Raw genomic sequence first — 20,148 nt, forward strand, 5'->3', positions numbered from 1 at the left:
CGGGTGGAGCATGGTTGGCGCTATGCGCCACCTAGGCGAAGGCGTGAATGTTTTCGATGATTTTGAGGGTTTCCAGTGCCTCTGCCGGATGCACGGGCAACGGTCCTTGGCCACGGATCGACGCTGCAAGTTCCGCGTAGAACCGGGGGTAGTCGCCTCCTTCCGCCGGCACTGGCGTGGCCAAACCGTCAACTCCCAAGAGGCCCCAGGATTCTTCGGGTTCATTGCCGTAGGCAGCGTCCGACGGCGTGACTCCGGCTGCCAGCGCGGGTTCCTGTCCGTCGAGCCCCCACTTGGTGTACCCGGCTTGGGAGCCCAGGACGTGGAACCGTGGGCCAACCTGGGCCGCCATGCCGTTCATCCACAGCCGTGATCGAACGCCCGATTCGTGACGCAAGGAGACGAAAGCCTCGGTGTCCGCAGCCTCCGGATGCGGCCCGTGGTTGGCGGTCTCGCCATAGCTCTCCTCCACAGGACCGAAAAGTTGGATGGCTTGGTCGATCAGATGGGCGCCGAGGTCGTGAAGTATGCCGCCGCCTTCGGCCAGTGTCGCTGAATCACGCCAGTTGCCAAAGCCTGCAGGCCGCCACCATTCAAACCGGGACTCAAAGGTCCGCACATCCCCGAGTGCGCCGTCCTGCAGCAGCCTTCGGAGTGTAAGGAAGTCGGCATCCCACCGGCGGTTCTGGAAAACCGTCAGTTGCACACCGGCGTCGGAAGCCCGGGCGGCCAACTCCTCACCGTGGGCGACCGTGATAACAAAAGGCTTGTCGACTACTACGTTCAGCCCGTGGGCGATGGCCATGGCCCCCAGCTCCAGGTGCGTCAGCGGCGGTGTTCCGAGCACCACCAGGTCAAGCTCCCCGGCAAAAGCGAACAGCTCCTCCGGCGTGGCCACGATTCTCGTCTGCGGGTACTGCCGGGCAGCCTCCGCCCTTCGGTGCGGATCGGCCGTGACGATGATGTCCAGCGAGTAGTTCGGGTCCGCCGCGATCAGCGGAGCGTGGAAAACCTTGCCGGAGACACCAAACCCGACGACGGCGGTTCGGATGGGTGCCACTGCTGGCCTGCCCATCACAGGACTTCCGAGAGAAAGCGTTGCAGGCGTTCACTGCGCGGGTTGTCGAAGAGCTCGTTAGGGGTGCCGATCTCCACCACTTCGCCCTCGTCCATGAACACCACTTGGTCGGCTACCTTGCGGGCGAAGCCCATCTCGTGGGTAACAACCAGCATGGTCATGCCGCGGCGGCCAAGGCCTGCCATGAGGTTCAAGACGCCTTTGACGAGTTCGGGGTCCAGTGCGCTCGTGGCTTCGTCGAACAGCATGACCTCTGGCTCCATGGCAAGCGCGCGGGCGATGGCAACACGCTGCTGTTGACCGCCGGAGAGGTCCCTTGGCCTATGGTCGGCCCGCTCAGCGAGACCGACTTCCGCCAGTCGGCGGCGGGCCCGTTCCCGTGCCTCCGCCTTGGACATTCCCTTGACGCTCCAGAGGGCGAGCGCCACGTTCTCGAGGGCGGTGTGGTCCGGGAAGAGGTTGAAGTGCTGGAACACCATGCCTATGCGTGCTCGGAGAACGTCAGGCTTGACGGTGAGGGCGCTCTCTCCTGCAAGGAGGACGTCACCGCTTTTGGGTTCGTGGAGTCGGTTGACTCCTCGCAGCAGCGTGGACTTGCCGGATCCGGATGGGCCAATGATGCATGAGGTGGTTCCCGGAGCCACGGAGAGGGTGACGTTGCGGAGCACTTCAACGTCGCCGTAGGCCATGGTCAGGTTCTGCAATTCCAGGCTGGACCCGTGGAACTTTTCGATGTCCTGGTTTGGCTTGTTGGTGCTGGTCGCACTGCTGCTTGTGAGGTTCACGTGTTGCTCCCGGTGATGAGCGGCGAAGCCGCGTCGAGTTCCTTGACTTCCTTCAGCCCACTGGTTGGTGCGGTGGGACGGCGTCGGCCGGTTCGGAACTTGTTGTCGAAGTAGTTGACCAAGTGGGTCAGGGGGACGGTGATGATCAGGTAGAAGATACCGGCCATGACCAGGGGCGAAAGGTTGCCGGAGAGCACTGCTGCGTCCTGCCCTACCCGGAACAGTTCGCGCTCGCTGACCAAGAGCCCCAGGAAGTACACCAGCGAGGAATCCTTGACGATGGCAATGAACTGGTTCACCAAGGCAGGCAGCACGCGGCGCACTCCTTGCGGGACCACCACGAGTGCCATGGACTTGGTGTAGCTCATGCCCAGGGCGCGGCAGGCTTCGCCCTGGCCCTTGTCCACGCTAAGGATGCCGGCGCGGAAGATCTCTCCGATGTAGGCACTGGCGATGAGGCTCAGCGCGATGATTCCCAGCGGGTAGGGGGAGGGACCGAACACGGACTGGCTCAGCCGGGCAAAACCCTGGCCGATCAGCAGGATCGTAAGGATCGCAGGGAGCCCGCGGAAGAGGTCGGTGTAGATCCTTGCAGGGATTCGCAACCACTTCGACCGCGAGATTCCCATCACCGCTACCACCATGCCCATGACTACGCCAAGGATGGTTGCTGCGAAGGAGATGATCAGGGTGTTGAGGAGGCCAACTCCGAGGAGTTGGGGCAGCACTTCGACCATGGCATCAAAGTCGAGGAACGTGCGGCTGATGGTGTTGAGCCAATCCATTGGGTGCTCTCAGACGTTGGTTGGTGGGCCGACTTACTTGGTGGCGGAAGCGGACGGGTTGGAGGTCTGCTCTGCCTTGGGGAGGTATTGTTCCGGCATCGGTGAACCCGGGAACCACTTCTGGTAGAGCTTCTTCCAGGTGCCGTCTTCCATCGCTGCCGCGAGGCCCTTGTTCAGCGCGTCCTTGAAGGCGGGCTTGTCTTTGGCGATAGCGAACCCGGCCGGAGCGTCAAAGGATGGAATGTCGGCAGCACTGACCAGGCCAAACTGCTCCTGGTAGGCCTTTGCAGCCTCGTAATCGAGGAAATGGGCATCCACGGAACCGCTGTTCACGGCCGCGATGGCAGTGTTGTTGTCAGGGAAGCGGACCAGTTGCGCCGAGGTGAAGTTCTTCACTGCGTAGGCTTCCTGCAACGTGCCTTGGACTACGCCCAGGCGCTTGCCGTTGAGGCCGTCAACGTCGCTGATGCCCGAGGTCTTTGTGGTGATGACCGTCAGGTAGCCGTCGGAGAAGTCCACTGTTTCTTTGCGCTTGTCGGTGATGCCGATAGCTGCCACACCAACGTCGAACTGGCCGTTGGCTACGGCTGCGAGCAGTCCCGAGAAGTCCTGCCCGGTGAAGACAACCTTGTCTACGCCGGCGCGGTGGGCAACATCCTTGAACAGCTCCACGTCAAAGCCCGTGAAGTTACCCGAGCTGTCGGTGAAGGTATACGGCTTGGAGTCGCCCAGGCTGGCAACCCGGATGGTGCCCGACTCGATCAGGCCGTAGGGATTGTCGGCGGAGGGCGAGGAGCTGGCGGAGGATCCACCGCAGCCGGAAAGGGCGAGGATTGCCGCCAAGGCCGCTGCTGCCAGCGCTGCCGGGCGGAAGTTCAATTTGATCACAGCGTTGTCCAATCGTGGGAGGGAAAAGCGGTGCTGTCAGGAGCCGCTGGAGATATTGCTCGATGCGGGAGTCTTGCTGAGTCCGGTCTCAGTCTCTAGGATTGAGACCGGACTCACATCGATTGATTAGAATGTAGCGGAACTCACAAAGCCGCGTCAACACCCCTTTGGAAAGGTGAACATGAGCACTGAGGGATCCCGACGGCGGGACGTAACGGTTGCCGACGTCGCCAAGGCCGCGCAGGTGTCCAAGGCCCAGGCTGCACGGGCCCTGGGCAATTACGGGGCTGTCAGCGACGACGTCCGCGAGCGTGTCCTCGCCGCCGCCGAGGAGTTGGAGTACCGGCCCAACGAATTGGCCCGCAGTATGAATACCGGGAAATCGAACACCATCGGGGTGGTGGTGGGCGATATCGAAAACCCACATTTCGGCCTTGCCATGAGAGGCATCACAGACACCGCCAAGAAGAGCGGGTACCACGTCATCCTCATCAACACCGACGAGGAAAGAGCCGCCGAAGTAGACGCCGTGCGGGTGCTCCTGGATAAAAGGGTGGATGGGCTGATTGTGGCCCCGGCATCGTCCGTGCATACCGCGCACCTCCAACAGGTCCGCGAGTCGGGGCGCCCCCTTGTACTTCTGGACCGTGCTGCTGAGGGGCTGGATGCCGAGGCGTTCGCCGTGGACATGACCGGCATCTCCTACGAATCCACCAAACACCTCCTCGCGGCCGGGCACCGTCGGATCGCCTTCGTGTCCACGCTGACCTCGGACAAGCCCTACCAGGAAGGAATGGCCTTGGAGTCCTCGCAAATCGCCGACCGCCTGGATGGAATCCGCCGCGCCTTCGAGGAAGAAGGGCTGACCCGACCCGCCGACCTTGTCCGGCTCAACGCCGGCGACGCCGAATCGGTGAAGAAAATCACCCTGGAACTCCTGGACGGACCCAACGCCGCCACCGCCATCATTGCCTCCGACGGCCTGATCGCACTGGGCGTAGTGGAAGCCATCCAGGAATCAGGCCGATCAATTCCCGACGACGTCTCTTTCCTCATGTACGACGACTTCGCTTGGACGCGGCTCACCACTCCCCCGCTCACGGTCATTGCACAACCCGTTTACGAGATGGGTCAGGCCGCAGCCTCGGCACTCATCAGGCAGATCGAAGGCAGGAGGACCTCCGCACCCAGCCCGGAGTTGGCGGCCCGCCTGATCGTGCGTGGCTCAATCGGTGCGGCCTAGGCCTTTCCTCCAGCTACGTCGCCTTCCTCGGGATCGTCCGCGGACCTGACTTCGCCCCGGATGATGCCCAACTCCTCGAGTTGCGCGGACATGCCTGCGCCGTCAGGGGCGTAGATCCACGGGACACCAGGGGTGGGCTGGCCGCCGGACTTTGACCGACCACCGGCGAGGACAGCTTCTCCGGGGGAAAGTTGGCGGATGGCGATTGCTTTGACGTTTTCGGGGTGCCGCTGGGCGAAATCGGAGTAGATGGCTTCATCGTGTTGTCCGTCGTCGCCCACCAGCAACCATTTGATGGTGGGAAATTCCTCCGCGAGGCGTTCCAGCGAGTTCTTTTTGTGTTCCTGTCCGCTGCGGAACCACCGATCCGGGGTGGGACCCCAGTCGGTCAGGAGTTTGGGGCCGGCGGGGTACAGGTTCCGGCTAAGGAACCGGGACAGCGTGGGGGCCACGTTCCAGGCACCGGTGGACAGGTAGAGCACCGGGGCGGAAGGGGCGGTTCGCGCGATCCGTTCATAGAGCACAGCCATGCCCGGGGTGGGAGTCCTTGCATGCTCGTTGAGGACGAACGTGTTCCAAGCCGCCAGGAAGGGGCGCGGCAGGGCGGTCACCATGACGGTGTCGTCGATGTCGGACACCACACCGAAGTCCGCGTCGTCTGCCACCACCTCTACAGGAGCTTCCACCGTTCGGGACTCCCCCGACTTCAGGGTGATCGTGTGCCAACCGGCATCCAGAACTACCGGAATACGTGCGTCCACAACGCCGCCGCGGTCGGCAACAACATGGTGCACCTCGCCGGCGACAGTCACTTGCACGGCCGCGTTAGCCACCGGCGCGCTGGTGAAGTTGCGCCATCCGCGCATGCTTTCCTGCAAGGGGTTGGCATGTCCGGCCGCATCTCGTGGGTCGCTGCGGACCACGCGCGCGAGGACCCTGATCCAGGAGGTGCTGCCGTAGCCGGTGTAAGGGATGACGGTTTCCACCCGGCCCCTTCGGATGGCCAGCTTCGTCTGGAACCTCAGCCACGCGTCGTCGAGCCGCATTGCGATATGGCGCGCCTGCTCCTTTGACTGCTTCAGGCTTTTGGCGGCGTCGGACTCCGGGCGTGGTCTCACGGTACGGAAAGGCATGCGTCCAGTCTTCCACGGCCCGTACCCACCCAAAGGCCTTTGACGTATTCCACGTCACATTGTATGCTTTATGAATCGATTCAATACGGGCTCAATGCCATCTGATCTTTGCCAACGACGCCAGAGGAGTTCAGCGACGTGACAGTCATGCACCGGAGGGAAACCACCCCCATCACCGACGGCGACGCCGCGCGTAAAGACCCGAAGAAGGCCGCGATGAGCGGGTGGATCGGAAGTGCACTGGAGTACTACGACTTCGCCCTGTATTCGCTGGCGGCAACGCTCCTGTTTCCCACGATTTTCTTCCCTACCGAGAACCCCACCGTCGGCATCATCGCCTCCTTGGCTACGTACGCCGTCGGCTATGTCTCCCGACCACTCGGCGCCGTGGTGCTGGGCGCCTACGGCGACAGGCATGGGCGCAAAAAGGTCCTCGTTTTCGCGATGCTGCTCATGGGTTTCGCCACCTTCGCAGTGGGACTCCTGCCCACCTATGGACAGGTTGGCCTGCTGGCCCCTGTCCTCCTGGTCGTCCTCCGGCTGATTCAGGGCTTTGCCGTGGCCGGTGAACTGGGTGGGGCAAGTGCGATGATCGTGGAACACTCCCCCGACGCCCGGCGCGGCTTCTTTGCCAGCTTCAGCCTCCAGGGCACGCAGGTGGGTTCGATCCTGGCCACCGCCGTCCTGATTCCACTCGCCGCCCTGTTGCCTGATGAGGAATTCCATTCCTGGGGCTGGCGGCTTCCATTCCTGCTCAGCGCCGTGGTGATCGTGGCGGGATACGTCATTCGACGCCGGGTGCAGGAGCCTCCCGCCTACCTGGCCCAATCCGAAGGAGCCGGGACCAAGCGACGGTTCCCGCTGATGGACCTCCTGCGCACCCACCCCTGGGTACTGGTCCGCTGCATCGCGATGACCTTTACCAACGTCATCGGCATGGCCACCCTGATCTTCGGCGTCTCGTACGCCACCCAGAAGGGCTACGGAATCGGCTTCTCCAGTAGCGAGTTCCTGTGGGTGACCATGGCGGCCAACGTGACGGCCGTGCTGACCATCCCTGTCTTCGGCGCACTGTCCGACCGGATCGGCCGGCGGTCACTGATGGTCGCCGGTGGAATCTCCGGTGGATTGCTGACCATGGCCTACCTTTGGGCCATCCAGCAGGGCAGCCTGCCACTGGTGTTCGTCTGTGTCGTGATTGTGCAGGGCGTCCTGTTCCAAATGTGGAATGCCACCTTCGCCACTTTCTTCCAGGAACAGTTCCCCATGCGCATGCGCGTGACAGGCTTCGCTGTCTCCCAGAACATCGGACTCATGATCGCCTCGTTCTTCCCCAGCCTTTTCACCGCCATCGCTCCCCCGGGATCGGCCAACATCCCACTGGTCATCGGCATGACTACCTTGGGTATCTGCCTCGTATCAGTTGTCGCCACCCTGATGTCCGCGGACACGAAGGGCAAGTCGCTCGACGACCTCGAGGCCAGCTAGCAGGGAAGGCTCGACGGCGGTCGGTCAGGTCGCGGCCTGGCCCAACGCGGCGGCGATCAGGACTTCGGCCGCCTGCCGCGCCTGGCCCGCGGCGTCGGGGGTGCCAGCGATGGCCGCCGTCGTTTGCGCCCCCTCGGCAAGGATGGAAAGCTGCGGGGCCAAGTACGGTGGAGCGCCGGCGTCAGCCGCCAGCGCCGCGACATATTCCTGGAATGACTCCTTGTGCTTCCGCGCATACTCGGCCACTTCGGGGCTGACGGCCCCCAGTTCGGCGAAGCTGTTGATGAAGCCGCAGCCCCGGAACGAGTCCTGACAGAACCATCCGGCAAGATAATCGAAGATGGCCAGGAGCTTGGCTCGCGGATCCGCGGCCTGGCGAACAGTGGCATCCAGCCCTTCAGTCCAGGACTGGTGTCGGCGTTCCAGCACGGCCATCACGATGCTGCCTTTGGACGGGAATTCCTGATACAGCTTCTTGAGGGATACCCCGGCGGCCGTGCGCAGCTCATCCATGCCAACGGACTGGATGCCCTTGGCGTTGTAGAGCCCATCAGCTGTGGCGACTATGCGGCTACGGACTTCGGAAATATCCATGTACCCATAGTACTTGTATTGAGAACGAGCGTTCTATAGTATTTGAACCAGAGAGAGAACGGTCGTTCTCTACTTCGAGGAAAGGGAACAGAATCATGGGCTTCATCAAAGTCGGAACTGAAAACACCACGGACATCGAGCTCTACTACGAGGACCACGGCTCGGGCCAGCCGGTTGTCCTGATCCACGGCTATCCCCTCGATGGCGCCTCCTGGGAGAAGCAGACCGCCGCCCTCCTGAACGCCGGCTACCGCGTCATCACCTACGATCGCCGCGGCTTCGGCAAATCCAGCAAGGTCACCACCGGCTACGACTACGACACCTTTGCAGCCGACCTGAACACGGTCCTGGAAACCCTGGACCTGCAGGACGCCGTGCTGGTCGGATTCTCCATGGGCACCGGCGAAGTCGGCCGCTACATCGGGACCTACGGTGAAGCCCGTGTCGCCAAAGCGGTGTTCCTGGCGTCGCTGGAGCCCTTCCTTCTCCAGACCGACGACAACCCCTCCGGTGTACCGTCCTCCGTGTTCGACGGCATCCGCAACGCCGCCATCGAGGACCGCTACTCCTGGTTCACCAACTTCTACAACGACTTCTACAACACGGACAACTTCCTCGGAAACCGGCTCAGCGAAGAAGCGCTGCGCAACTCCTGGAACGTGGCCGCAGGCTCGTCCTGGTACGCGTCGTTCGCCGTGGTTGACACCTGGCTGACCGATTTCCGCGCCGACATCGAAAAGGTCACCGTCCCGTCCCTGATCGTCCACGGCACCGGCGACCGCATCCTGCCCATCGACTCGACGGGCCGCGAGTTCACCAAGCGCCTCCCCTCCGCCGAGTACGTCGAAATCGAGGACGCTCCCCACGGCTTCCTCTGGACGCACGGCGCTGAAATCAACGAGATCCTGCTGCGCTTCCTGGCTAAGTAGTACAAGCACTAACCCTCGACGGCGGCAACCCACCAACGGTTCCACACGAACCGAAGGCGGGTTGCCGCCGTCGTTGTTGTTATTTTCCTGGCGGCCGATCCAGCGCCGTCAGCTGACGGTCACCACAACTTTGCCGCGCGTGTGGCCCTCCATGTTGAGGCGGAATGCCTCAGCGGACTGGGCCAGCGGGAAGGTTTGTGCCACCTCCACCTTCAGCTTGTGCTGGTCCACCAGCTCGGACAGCTCCTGAAGCTCTGCCCCGACAGGTGTGACCCACATCCAGGTTCCGCCGTGCTGTTCCACCTCTCCATCCGCGATGGATGCGTGCCTGCCGCCTTCCTTGAGCACGGCCAAGGTGGCTTTCAGGTTTCCGCCGACAAAATCGGCAACGACGTCCACGCCGTCGGGCTCCATGGCCTTGACGCGTTCGGCCAGCCCCTCGCCGTAGGCGATGGGTTCGGCACCCAGGGAACGCAGGAACCCGTGGTTCTTCTCCGAGGCGGTGGCAATGACCTTGATGCCGCGCGATGCCGCGATCTGGATCGCCAGGGAACCCACCCCACCGGAGCCGCCGTGGATCAACAGCGTCTCACCGCTCCTGACGTCCAACCGGTTGAGGACCTGGAAGGCCGTGAGTCCGGTCAGCGGAAGTCCCGCGGACTCGTTCCAATCCAACGTGGTTGGCTTGCGGGCCAGGAGACGCTCCGGAAGGGCGATGTACTCGGCAAAGCTGCCGCCGTGGACGTAGTCCTTGCGGGCATAGGAGATCACTTCATCGCCCGGCTGGAACTGGTGGGCGTCAATTCCCACGGATTCCACTATGCCGGCCACGTCCCAGCCCGGGATGGCAGGGAATTGGATGTCCATAAGGGGGTCCAGGTGCCCGCCCATGATCTTCCAGTCCACCGGGTTAACTGAGGTGGCCTTGATCTTCACCAGCACCATGCCGGGGCCGACCTTGGGCATGGGCTGATCGGTGAGTTCCAGGACGTCGGGGTTGCCGTATTCGCTGTAAGTGATTGCCTTCATTGTGGGCACAACCCAAGGAATGGAAGGGCTATTCCGTACCTAGTCGAAGAACCCCACGATGTAGCCGATGAAGTAGAGCATCGACATCAGCACCACCAGGCCGATCATGGACATCCATAAAATCTGGGTGCCTTTCCGCGGTCCGCCTTCATCGTGGCCCTGCGGCCCCGCTGTGGAAGCCTCGCCTGGTGGCGTCTCACCGGGCGGAACTCCGCCGCCGGGTTCCAGGCCTGTGATCTTGTCCTCGTAGGGATCTGGATTTGGTCCTGACACGCTCACTCCCCTGTTTGCAGTGGTGATGCTTTGGTCCAGCGTATCGAACCCCCACTCCAACCAACAGCAACCTTATGAAGTTGCCCCTATCAGCCCCGCCAGGCGGCGTCCTGCACCGAGGTCCGGAGCCGGTACAGGGACGTGGTGGCCGTCAGATACAGGTCCCGGCCATCCGGCCCACCGAAACACAGGTTGGACACGCGTTCGGGGACGTCGACGGCGGCCAGCAACCCGCCGTCGGGAGCGTAAACGCGCACGGAAGCTCCGGCGGATGTCCACACCCGACCCTCGGTGTCTACCCGGAAGCCATCGGAAACGCTGTCTTCATCGAGCTCAACGAACGTCTCCCCCGCTCCGCATTTTCGGTCGTGAACCGGGAACACGGCGATCCGGAACGGGACGCCGCGGGAGGGTCCCGCAGTATCCGAGACGTACAACAGGGATTCGTCCGGCGAGAACGCCAGGCCGTTCGGGTGGACAAGATCCGTGATCACCGGCGCCAGTTCCTGCGTGGCCGGATCGAAGCGGAACACGTAGCAGCCGCCGTACTCCTGGTCCCCTTCGTGGCCCTCAACGGTGCCCGGCAAGATGCCGTAGGGCGGGTCCGTGAACCACACGGTGCCATCGGCCGCGACCACGATATCGTTGGGCGAGTTGAGCCGGTGCTCCCCGAACGCGTCGACGATTAGCGTCACCTCGCCGTCGTGATCCCGCTCAACGCGCCTGCGGCCGTGGCTGCACTGGACCACGCTGCCGTCGCGGTCCAAGGTCCGGCCGTTGGTGTACTCGACGGCGGTGGCGTACTCGCGTGTGGCGCCAGTGGCGGGGTAGAACTCGAGGATGCGGTTGTTGGGGATATCGCTCCAACGCACGGTCTGTGAGTCGGGAACCCAGACGGGGCCCTCGGCCCAGACGGTGCCTTCGAACAGCTTTTCCAGGCTGCCTTCAATGAGCGTGGTGGCGGGGGCTGCTTTGTCCATGGTTTCGAGACTAGTCCTCCACAGCTGCGGCACCTGTCTTTTCCTGGGCCGGGGATTCGCCTGGCTTCTTGTCCGTGGCCGGCATGGCGACCACCGCAATCACCGTCAGCACCGCACCGACCAGGACAGCGAGGAACACGGCGGAAGACGCGGCCACAGTGGTCTGCGGATCCGAGGCACCCGCACCGTTGGCGTAGATGGCGTTGGCCACTGCACCGAAGACGGCCACACCGATTGCGCTGCCGATGGAACGGGCAAAGAGATTGGTTCCGGTCACAACACCGCGCTCATTCCATTCCACGCTGGACTGCGCAGCGATGAGAGTCGGAGTCGCCACAAGTCCCAGCCCCAGGCCGACGGTGAAGCAGGACACGGCAACCAACAACACATTGGGTGCGGAGGCAGTGAGGGCGAGGATCGACGCGCCCACCAAAGTGATGGAGATGCCGATCAGGGCCGTCCTTCGGAAACCGATCCGAAGGTAGAACCGGCCCGCCTGGGAGGCGCTGATGGGCCAACCGATGGTCAGGGCTGCAAGCGCGAGTCCAGCCAGGATCGGAGAGGTCTTGATGGATCCTTCCAGGAAGGTGGGGACGTAGGAAGTCAGGCCCAGCAGGACCGCACCCACTCCGAACGAGACGAGGGCCGTCGTCGCGAGCAGCCTCCGGGATACTACCCACGGCGGAAGGACGGGCTCTGCAGCCTTCCGCTCCACCAGGATGAACGCTCCAAACAGGGCCGCGCCTGCAACGAAGACGCCGATGCCGATGGCGGAGTTCCATTCCCAGGCCTGTCCACCCTCCAACGCACCCAGGATCAGCAGGCTCAGGGACACAGTCAGCAGGGCAGCACCCGCGTAGTCCACGCGGTGCTTGGTTCGTTCAACGTCCTCGTGGAAAGCGCGGACAAGCATCCACCCGGCCAAGAGGCAGAGCGGGATGTTGATGAAGAAAATCCAGCGCCAAATTCCCAGGGAGGAGAAAACGCCGCCCAAAGTTGGCCCTACCACCGAGGAGATCGCCCACACACTGGCCAGGTAACCCTGGACTTTGGCGCGTTCCGCGAGGGTGTAAATATCACCGGCGATGGTGATGGATACAGGTTGCACTGCCCCTGCTCCCAAACCCTGCAGGACGCGGAACGCGATCAGCGCGGGCATGCTCCACGCCAGGCCACACAGTATGGAGCCCAGCAGGAACAACCCGATGCCCCAAAGGATGAGCGGCTTGCGGCCCACCATGTCGGACAGTTTGGCGTAGATGGGTACAGAGACGGCTTGCGCCAGCAGATAAGCCGAGAACAGCCAGGGGAAGGACGAGAACCCTCCGATGTCTTCCACAATGGACGGCACTGCCGTGGCAACAATCGTGGAATCGATCGCCACCAACCCCGTGGACAGCATCAACGCGATGAGGATGGGTCCGCGTTTGGAGCGGAATCCGACGCCGTCACTGGTCTCTGTTGTCATCTGGTCCCGTTCCGTCGTCAGCTGTTCGTGTCCCCGCATGGCGTAACCGCGCCAGGTCCCAGATTAGTCCCGAAGCTCTCTTAGCCCTTGACTGTGGCGCATCTCACCCTTAGAGTTCTGATATATGAGTGATATTTCACAGGGCCAGGCCGGTGCTGACTATCGGTCGCCAGAGCTGCAGCTGCCCGCGCGTTGATAAACCGGCGCTCCGTCGCCGCCAGCTTTTTGCGCAGAAGCCAGAAGGGAACACACCTCAATGACCCATCCGCCCAGGACGACGACGTCGCCCGACACGTCCTTATCAAAAGACACGAGCTCCACATTCAAACGCCGCTTCATGGTGCGGCTAGTCGCAGTCTTCATCGGCGGGATGTTCCTGGACGGTTACATCCTTGGAATCATCGGCCCAGTCACCGGGCTCATGCGGTCAGATCTCCAGCTTGACGCACTCTCCCTGGGCCTGATTGCTGCCGGCCCCCTGGTTGGTATCTTCGTAGGCTCCCCCTTGGCGGGCTGGGCCACGGACAAGTTCGGACGCAAGCCGATGTTCCTCGTGGACATGGGCCTGTTCCTGGTCGCCTCAGGAGCCCAGTTCTTCGTAACCTCCGGAGATGGGGCCGTTCTCCAGCTGGCCGCAATCCGGTTCCTCATGGGCGTCGCTATCGGCGGCGAGTACTCAATCGGCGGCCCCTTGCTGTCAGAGTTCTCCCCTCCAAAGCTCCGCGGGCGATTGCTCGGGCTGACCCTGATCGCCTGGTACGTGGGTTTCATGATGGCGTTCATCATCGGCACTCTGCTCCACGACGCCGGCACTCCCTGGCGCATTGTCCTCGGTACCAGCACCATACTTGCCTTGATCCTCTTCTTCGCCCGGTGGGGCCTTCCCGAATCGCCGAGCTGGCTCATCACCAAGGGACGCAATGACGAAGCACTGGCAATTGCACGTAAGTACATCGAGTCTCCCCAGATGCGCGACAGCATCACCGAAGAGATCGACCTGAGGATCATCCAGGAGTCCCAGGCCGCAAAGAACAAGACCAAGATCAAGAACGCCTCCTTCGGAATGCTGTTCTCCAGGCAGTACTGGCGCGCTACCCTCTTCACTTCAGGGTTCTGGTTCTGTGCAGTCACCCCGTACTTCGCGATCGCCACGTTCGCTGACGAGGTACTCGACCAATTCGGCCTCGCCGGCGGCTGGGCCGGTGGAGTCGGTCTCTCCGCGCTGGCGGCCGCAGGCGTGGTCACCACAGTTCTCCTCATCGACAAGCTCGGCCGCCGAATCCTCACCGTTCCCGGCCAGTGGCTTTGCGCCGGCATCCTTCTCGTCATTGGAGTCTGGACCAACGCACCAGGAATCATCGTGTTGGTGCTGTTCCTCGCCTTCTCCTTCTTCAATGCCGGCTACACCACCATGACCCAGGTCTATCCGGCCGAGGTATTCCCCGGCCACCTGCGCGGCATCGGCACGGGCTTCGCCGCCGCCTTCAGCCGCATCGGCGCTGCACTGGGCACCTTCGCCCTCCCTTGGGCGATCAGCAACATCGGCATGGGCCCGAGCATGGTTGTAGCCGCCGCCGTCGCCCTTCTTGGCGCGGCCCTCTCACAGTGGCTCGCACCCGAGACAAAGGGACGCACTCTCGCGGAAATCTCGCAGGACTTCTCGCACTGACGTTCGGCAGCGAACGGCGGGCCGCCCCCAACCGTCCCACGGAACAAAGGTTCCAGGGACCGCAGGGGGCGACCCGCCGTCGTCGTACCGTCCAACTGGCCGCTTCCGCGGCCACGGCAGTACCTAGTCGTTGATCAGATCGTGAACCACGATCGTCTGGTCGCGGTCCGGGCCGACGCCGATGGCGGAGAAGCGCGTACCGGAAAGCTTCTCCAGTGCCAGCACGTAGTTGCGGGCGTTCTCGGGGAGGTCCTCCAGGGTGCGGGCGCCGGTGATGTCCTCGGTCCAGCCATCGAAGTACTCGAAGATCGGCACTGCGTGGTGGAACTCGGTCTGGGTCATGGGCATCTCGTCGTGGCGCACGCCGTCGACGTCGTAGGCAACGCAGACGGGGATCTGCTCGATGCCCGTGAGCACGTCCAGCTTGGTGACGAAGTAGTCCGTGAAACCGTTGACGCGGGAAGCGTGGCGGGCCAGGACGGCGTCGTACCAACCGCAGCGACGGGGACGGCCGGTGTTCACACCGAATTCGCCGCCGGTCTTCTGCAGGTAGACACCCATCTCATCGAACAGTTCCGTGGGGAACGGCCCAGCGCCAACACGGGTGGTGTAGGCCTTGATGATGCCGATGGACCGCGAAATGCGGGTGGGGCCGATGCCCGAGCCAACGGACGCACCGCCAGCCGTGGGGTTGGACGAGGTGACGAACGGGTAGGTGCCGTGATCGACGTCCAGGAACGTTGCCTGGCCGCCTTCCATGAGCACAACCTTGCCCTCATCCAGTGCGTTGTTGAGGACCAGTGTGCTGTCAATAACCAGCGGGCGGAGACGCTCAGCGAACGACAGGAAGTACTCCACGATCTCGTCCACCACGATGTCGCGGCGGTTGTAGACCTTGACCAGGAGTTCGTTCTTCTGGCGAAGCGAACCTTCCACCTTCTGGCGGAGGATGGACTCGTCAAAGACGTCCTGGACGCGGATGCCCAGGCGGGCCACCTTGTCCATGTACGCCGGGCCGATTCCGCGGCCGGTGGTGCCGATGGCGCGGCTGCCAAGGAAGCGTTCGGTCACCTTGTCCAGCACCTGGTGGTACGGGGCAACCAAGTGGGCGTTGGCCGAAACGCGAAGACGGGAGGTGTCCGCGCCACGGGCTTCAAGGCCATCGATTTCCTGGAAGAGGGCCTCCAGGTTCACCACGCAGCCGTTGCCAATAATGGGGACTGCATTGGGGCTCAGGATGCCCGCGGGAAGGAGCTTCAGCTCATACTTCTCACCGCCAACAACCACGGTGTGCCCGGCGTTGTTACCGCCGTTGGGCTTGACCACGTAGTCAACGCGGCCACCGAGCAGATCGGTTGCTTTGCCTTTGCCTTCGTCGCCCCACTGGGCTCCGACGATCACGATAGCGGGCATGGGATCCTCCCCCATTCTTTCGGGCTGACCCCAGCGGGATGACCGGGGCCTGGCGCCGTACATGAGAATGCCCCGACATAACCGGTGCAGCTCACCGCGGGCGGTGACCAACGCAAGAGTTCGGGGCTCTTACCAGCCAAGTTTAGCGGATGCGGCCTGAAAGTCTGGCGTCAAGGAACGTTCGACGGCGGTCGGGTGAAGTTTTGTGCGCGGCGGCGCCGCACGTGGTCAGGTACCCGGCGGGAGGTTCCGGCAGCTGGCGCCCAACCCGGCGATGGGCCCCGCGTTCGTTGCCACGGACGCCGGCTTGGACACCCAAAGATTCACGGGATCCCGGACGACGATTGCCAGTTGGAGCTCTGTCCCAAGGCCCAGGAGGCCGCCCAGGAGATTGACCGGAACGTCCGTGACGTAACCGGCGGCCGCCGACCCCGTGGTGCTGGAGGTGATGGAGAAGCCCGTCAGCGGCGCAAGCAAGGAACCCAATCCACTGGTGGAGGCCTGCATCTCGGCATTGGCCAGGGTGTAGCCTGCCGGCGGTTTCCAAAAAATCCGCACATAGGCGCCAAGGCCCGCGATGCCCGGGTTGTAGGTGCACGTGCCGTTCAAGGTAGGGGCGGGGATGGTGATGGTGCCGAACGTTCCCGTTCCGTACGCCTCCTGCTGCCACGCCGCTTCCGTCGCGGCAGGCGGGTTGGACACCACCAGCACCACGGCGAGCGGCGCAGCAAGCAGGAACGCCGCCCGGGTCTTCAAGAACAGGTTCATCCTGCGGCACCCCGCACCCAGGCAAGCCCGAATCCCGCGGCTACGGCCACCAACGCCAGGATTGCGAACGCGCCCAGCCGGGCTCCGGTGTCGGCCAGGACGCCCGACGGCGGCACGGATGGCTTTCCGGGAAGGGTCCCGTTTCCTGCATTCCCGCCTGGGCCGTCCCCGGCGCCAGCTCCATCTGTGTCGTCCCCGGAACCGTGGACGCCCACCACGATGTGCGTCCTGCTGCCCTGGATGTCCCGGGGCGCGTCCTTGGCCAAGGTTGCGGTCACCAGGACATGGGCGCTTGCAGCCTCCAAGTTCCCGGGGTCCATGAGGTCCACCCGCACACCCTCCGCGGTGGCCAGCGCTGCGGGTTCCATCAGGACGCGTTGGGCACCGGGGCAGGTGCTCCCATCCCATTGCAGGGTGCAGGAACGAAGCCCTACGGTCAGGTAATCCCGCAGCGAACCGGTCGGCGCAGGCTCGGATTGCAGCCCGAGGTGGAGTGAATTCGCAGGCTCGCCACGGACCCGGACATCGACTTCCCAATCCGCGCTCCCGCCCGGGGTGAGACGATGCACCTGCCCAGCGGGACCGGCGTCGAGCTCCAACCAGCCGGAAGGCCCGCCATCCGCAACCGCGGGAGCCGGTCCCAACAGGCACGCGCCCGCCAGCACGGACAGCAAAACCACACTACGCCGCAACATGCTGACCGCTTCTGCGCCGCACATCCCGCGGCCACAGTACCCACGTCACCAAAGCCGACACAGCAACGGTGGTGGCACCGAGAACCACCGGGTTGGCGGCCGCGGCCACGGGGCGCGCCAGCCCGGGCACCGACCAAAGAACCAGCCGGACACGTTCCACCACATACGGCGCTGGATCGGGCTCGGAATTGGCATCGCCCTTCATGGTGATGGCCTGCGCGTTCCCTCCGGCGGGAGCCACGCTCTGGACCCGGTGGGTGATGGGCAGCTTCCCGGGCCTGTCCACCGTCACCACATCGCCAACATTGATCTCGCCTGCGGGGATCTCCCGCACCACGGCTACGGAACCAGCCGGGATGGTCGGCGCCATGGATCCTGTCTTGAACATGATGAGGGTGATGTTGAACAGCAGCGCACAGACCACCGCGAGAATGCAGGCAGCACCCCCGGCGGCCGCGACATTCAGCACGGCTTCCCGCAGTCGGCTCCGGTACGGGTGGCGGCTCATGAGCTGGACGTTGAGGTGAAGTGCCAGATGGCCGTGGCTGTCTGGCCTTGAAGGGCGTTATTGGCACCCGCGGGCAGCGTCACTTCAAAGCAGAATTGCGTCGGAGCACCCGGGAGGGTGGCGGTGGCCGCTGCCAAGGGATTCACGACGCCGGCCGCTTGCCCCTGCGTGAACGGCTTGGCCCCGTCGCTGCCCACCACAAAGGTGGGCGTTCCCGTGAAGGACGACGCCTGGCACGTGGCCGAACGGATCACGCGGTAGCGAAGGGCGGCCCCCAAGTCCGCGTTCCCCGTCCCACTGCTGGTCACAGCCGGAACCCCGAGCACCACTTCGCCGGCAACCGACGCGGCCTTGGTCCGGATGGCGAACGGTGCGTAAACCACCGTTCCGGGGCTCATGGCGGATGCGGTGAAAACCAGCGTGGCTCCCGGGGAGATGTCGTTGGCACTCCACGTGCCCTGGACGTCGTATGGCTTGGAGGCATTGGATTCCGTTTGGAATACGCTCGCGCCGAAGGAACCGGCAGCGAAGTCGCTGTCAGTCCAGGAGGCCAGCGTCACGGAGCTGCCCACTCCCAGCACCAGTGCCCCTGCGAGGAGCGCACGCAGGCGTAGGTAAGCTGCGCTGGGCTTGCTTGCGGCTTGTCGGCGACCCATGGATCACTGCGATTGTGCGGCGAATTCCCAGGTGGTGCTCCCGGTTTGGGATTGGACCAGGTCCTGATCGGCCGTGATCCGGAAGCATAGGTTGACCGGTGCGCCAGGGTCAGTCCCGGCTCCTTGGGTCAACGCAAAGGTGACGCTGCCCGGCGTCGTACCCAATGATTGGCCGGCCGGAACCAACGTGGCTGTCACCGCTTGGCCGCAGCCGAACGCCGTCGACTGCGTCAAGGCGTAGGTGAGGCCCACGAGGCCGCCTGTGGAGGTTTCCGTGGACACGGTAACTGTGGCGTCGCTGGTTGTGGTGCTGTCCAGCCGGACGGCGAAGGGTGCCGTGACAACGTCGCCAGGAGCCATGTTGGCAGTGTTCGCGGTGAAGCCGAGTGTCGCGGGCGCGGTCACCGGGTTCTCGCCGAAATCGGCTCCGTCCGTGCTGCCCTCAAGGTTGAAAGCGCCCGCGGTGAAGGTGCCTTGGACAAATTCGGAGTCATTCCAGGCTGCCAAGGTGATGGCCGCGCCCACTCCCAGGACCAGTCCACCAGCCAGGATTGCCCTGATTTTCGGCGCTTTACGGAGGCGCTGGCTGGCTTCGGCTGTGGTTGTTTCCTGTGCGAACATGGTTCCCCCAAGATCAATGTCGGCGTCGACGGGTATCAACATGGCTGCCTCTTCGAACCCATGATCCACTTGCCTTGGAAACGCTCGGCGAGACCTGCACTTAAGGGTTAATCGATGCCTTCGAGACGCCCGACACGTTTCCCGGGCAACACGCCGCGTCTCATTCGGGGGCGCGCCGGAGCAGCACCCGTTCACCCCCATAGTCCGGTAAGGTTAGTTAGCCCCCAACAGCACCCTTTGAGGTTCGGCAGCGGCATGCCCGCGGCCCCTTGGAACGGTGCGCTGTAACACCTAGGAGACCTAACCCCTGATGCAAGAACTGGCGACTGAATCACCCGAAGAAATCCTCTGGAACCGCCGCTACGAACCGCGCATCGCCGAGGTCAACGAGCTCTGCGACGCCATCAAGGAGCAGAAGCCAGGCAGCGAGGTCCTCTACATCGACCCCGCCCACAGCATGGATGACTGCCGCATCGTCAGCCTTTTCTCCAACCAGCGCACCACCTCCGGCGAGGGTTTCATCACCCCCGGCGACGAGGAAGCAGCCACCCGCATGCTCGGCATGCAGTGGCAGCTGGGTCTCCGTCCCGAGCTCATGATGCCGTGGAACGCGTACCCCTGGATCGAGCCCAACGAGGAACCGGGCAAGCTCACGCCTGCCAACATCACCGAGGGACTCAAGCCGTTGCTGCGCCTCCTCCAGCTCCTGCCGCGCACCTCCGCGCTGGTGGCGCACGGCAATGAGGCCCACCGCCTCGCCGACCAGCTCATGAAGGCCGCACCGGCAAGCATCGCCCGCCGTGGCTTCAAGACCTTCAAGGTCCGTTCCCTCGGTGGCCGCTCCTTCGCCGGCACCCCGGCACGCCAGCAGGAATACCTGGATGCCATCCACGGCGCGTACGCCGAAGCGATGGCCCGCACGGGTATCCCGCGCAAGGCCTAGTCACCCCTTTCGTTGCGGGGCCTGCTCTGCGCCTTAAACTCTGGGTTTAGCATGCAGACCGGGCCTCACAACACACACACTTTCGTTGTGGGGCCCGCTCTGCTCCCTGAACTCCCGGCTTAGCAAGCAGACCGGGCCTCACAACACACACACACTTTCGTTGCGGGGCCCGCTCTGCGCCCTAAACTCCCGGTTCAGCAAG

21 protein-coding genes are annotated in these 20,148 nt (G+C 63.7%); 5 read left to right on the forward strand and 16 right to left on the reverse strand.

What is annotated here, in order from left to right:
• Positions 1-31: 31 nt before the first annotated feature.
• The 4 genes from ABHM97_RS11395 to ABHM97_RS11410 are packed head-to-tail and all read right to left on the reverse strand — an operon-like array spanning position 32 to position 3,536.
• A complete protein-coding gene (locus ABHM97_RS11395) occupies positions 32-1,075 on the reverse strand; it encodes a Gfo/Idh/MocA family protein (RefSeq protein ID WP_235521306.1) in 1,044 nt (347 codons plus the stop codon).
• Complete coding sequence (locus tag ABHM97_RS11400; RefSeq protein WP_349470737.1) at positions 1,075-1,863, reverse strand: amino acid ABC transporter ATP-binding protein; 789 nt, start codon at positions 1,861-1,863, stop codon at positions 1,075-1,077. Before ABHM97_RS11400 ends, ABHM97_RS11395 begins: the two co-directional genes overlap by 1 nt.
• Positions 1,860-2,648 carry an amino acid ABC transporter permease gene (locus ABHM97_RS11405; protein WP_349470738.1) on the reverse strand — a complete coding sequence of 263 codons (789 nt, stop codon included), beginning with the start codon at positions 2,646-2,648 and terminating at the stop codon, positions 1,860-1,862. The genes ABHM97_RS11400 and ABHM97_RS11405 overlap by 4 nt, the downstream gene beginning before the upstream one ends.
• A 33-nt stretch (positions 2,649-2,681) precedes the next feature.
• Complete coding sequence (locus ABHM97_RS11410) at positions 2,682-3,536, reverse strand: ABC transporter substrate-binding protein (protein WP_349470739.1); 855 nt, start codon at positions 3,534-3,536, stop codon at positions 2,682-2,684.
• A gap of 181 nt (positions 3,537-3,717) precedes the next feature.
• On the opposite strand from ABHM97_RS11410, the gene ABHM97_RS11415 reads away from it, so the two are divergent.
• A complete protein-coding gene (locus ABHM97_RS11415) occupies positions 3,718-4,779 on the forward strand; it encodes a LacI family DNA-binding transcriptional regulator (protein WP_349470740.1) in 1,062 nt (353 codons plus the stop codon).
• Here ABHM97_RS11415 and ABHM97_RS11420 read toward each other — a convergent pair.
• Positions 4,776-5,912, reverse strand: a complete 1,137-nt coding sequence (locus ABHM97_RS11420; protein WP_349470741.1) for an App1 family protein phosphatidate phosphatase — start codon at positions 5,910-5,912, stop codon at positions 4,776-4,778. The two genes, ABHM97_RS11415 and ABHM97_RS11420, sit on opposite strands and share 4 nt — an antisense overlap.
• 138 nt (positions 5,913-6,050) lie before the next feature.
• Here ABHM97_RS11420 and ABHM97_RS11425 point away from each other — a divergent pair, with 138 nt between their 5' ends.
• Entirely contained in the window at positions 6,051-7,400 is a 1,350-nt protein-coding gene (locus ABHM97_RS11425; protein ID WP_349470742.1) for an MFS transporter, read from the forward strand.
• A gap of 24 nt (positions 7,401-7,424) precedes the next feature.
• Here the strand turns inward: ABHM97_RS11425 and ABHM97_RS11430 are convergent, their stop codons facing one another.
• On the reverse strand, positions 7,425-7,994 hold the full coding sequence (locus ABHM97_RS11430) for a TetR/AcrR family transcriptional regulator (RefSeq protein WP_349470743.1): 570 nt from the start codon (positions 7,992-7,994) through the stop codon (positions 7,425-7,427).
• A gap of 95 nt (positions 7,995-8,089) precedes the next feature.
• Between ABHM97_RS11430 and ABHM97_RS11435 the strand changes: the two genes are divergently transcribed.
• On the forward strand, positions 8,090-8,923 hold the full coding sequence (locus ABHM97_RS11435; protein ID WP_349470744.1) for an alpha/beta fold hydrolase: 834 nt from the start codon (positions 8,090-8,092) through the stop codon (positions 8,921-8,923).
• Positions 8,924-9,031: 108 nt separating this feature from the next.
• Here the strand turns inward: ABHM97_RS11435 and ABHM97_RS11440 are convergent, their stop codons facing one another.
• From ABHM97_RS11440 to ABHM97_RS11455, 4 genes are all read right to left on the reverse strand, one after another.
• On the reverse strand, positions 9,032-9,952 hold the full coding sequence (locus ABHM97_RS11440) for an NADP-dependent oxidoreductase (protein ID WP_349470745.1): 921 nt from the start codon (positions 9,950-9,952) through the stop codon (positions 9,032-9,034).
• A 39-nt stretch (positions 9,953-9,991) separates the two neighbouring features.
• On the reverse strand, positions 9,992-10,225 hold the full coding sequence (locus ABHM97_RS11445) for a DUF6480 family protein (protein ID WP_284985239.1): 234 nt from the start codon (positions 10,223-10,225) through the stop codon (positions 9,992-9,994).
• An 89-nt stretch (positions 10,226-10,314) separates the two neighbouring features.
• Complete coding sequence (locus tag ABHM97_RS11450; RefSeq protein WP_349470746.1) at positions 10,315-11,205, reverse strand: SMP-30/gluconolactonase/LRE family protein; 891 nt, start codon at positions 11,203-11,205, stop codon at positions 10,315-10,317.
• A 10-nt stretch (positions 11,206-11,215) separates the two neighbouring features.
• Positions 11,216-12,673 carry an MFS transporter gene (locus ABHM97_RS11455; protein WP_349470747.1) on the reverse strand — a complete coding sequence of 486 codons (1,458 nt, stop codon included), beginning with the start codon at positions 12,671-12,673 and terminating at the stop codon, positions 11,216-11,218.
• A 337-nt stretch (positions 12,674-13,010) separates the two neighbouring features.
• On the opposite strand from ABHM97_RS11455, the gene ABHM97_RS11460 reads away from it, so the two are divergent.
• Entirely contained in the window at positions 13,011-14,342 is a 1,332-nt protein-coding gene (locus tag ABHM97_RS11460) for an MFS transporter (RefSeq protein WP_349470748.1), read from the forward strand.
• Positions 14,343-14,465: 123 nt separating this feature from the next.
• On the opposite strand, the gene ABHM97_RS11465 is transcribed toward ABHM97_RS11460, so the two are convergent.
• The 6 genes from ABHM97_RS11465 to ABHM97_RS11490 form a co-directional block, all read right to left on the reverse strand.
• Complete coding sequence (locus ABHM97_RS11465; protein ID WP_349470749.1) at positions 14,466-15,755, reverse strand: adenylosuccinate synthase; 1,290 nt, start codon at positions 15,753-15,755, stop codon at positions 14,466-14,468.
• A 228-nt stretch (positions 15,756-15,983) separates the two neighbouring features.
• Positions 15,984-16,523, reverse strand: a complete 540-nt coding sequence (locus tag ABHM97_RS11470; RefSeq protein ID WP_349470750.1) for a hypothetical protein — start codon at positions 16,521-16,523, stop codon at positions 15,984-15,986.
• Positions 16,520-17,218: a hypothetical protein gene (locus tag ABHM97_RS11475; RefSeq protein WP_349470751.1), complete on the reverse strand. Its 699-nt coding sequence runs from the start codon at positions 17,216-17,218 to the stop codon at positions 16,520-16,522. Before ABHM97_RS11475 ends, ABHM97_RS11470 begins: the two co-directional genes overlap by 4 nt.
• Complete coding sequence (locus ABHM97_RS11480) at positions 17,205-17,726, reverse strand: signal peptidase I (protein ID WP_349470752.1); 522 nt, start codon at positions 17,724-17,726, stop codon at positions 17,205-17,207. The genes ABHM97_RS11475 and ABHM97_RS11480 overlap by 14 nt, the downstream gene beginning before the upstream one ends.
• Complete coding sequence (locus ABHM97_RS11485) at positions 17,723-18,382, reverse strand: SipW-dependent-type signal peptide-containing protein (protein WP_349470753.1); 660 nt, start codon at positions 18,380-18,382, stop codon at positions 17,723-17,725. Before ABHM97_RS11485 ends, ABHM97_RS11480 begins: the two co-directional genes overlap by 4 nt.
• A 3-nt stretch (positions 18,383-18,385) precedes the next feature.
• A complete protein-coding gene (locus ABHM97_RS11490; protein WP_349470754.1) occupies positions 18,386-19,045 on the reverse strand; it encodes a SipW-dependent-type signal peptide-containing protein in 660 nt (219 codons plus the stop codon).
• 268 nt (positions 19,046-19,313) lie between these two features.
• Here ABHM97_RS11490 and ABHM97_RS11495 point away from each other — a divergent pair, with 268 nt between their 5' ends.
• Positions 19,314-19,946 carry a uracil-DNA glycosylase family protein gene (locus tag ABHM97_RS11495; protein WP_284985231.1) on the forward strand — a complete coding sequence of 211 codons (633 nt, stop codon included), beginning with the start codon at positions 19,314-19,316 and terminating at the stop codon, positions 19,944-19,946.
• Positions 19,947-20,148 lie beyond the last annotated feature (202 nt).

Origin of the sequence: Paenarthrobacter sp. CAP02 (genome assembly GCF_040137855.1) — a bacterium.
In the GTDB taxonomy this organism is placed as follows: domain Bacteria; phylum Actinomycetota; class Actinomycetes; order Actinomycetales; family Micrococcaceae; genus Arthrobacter.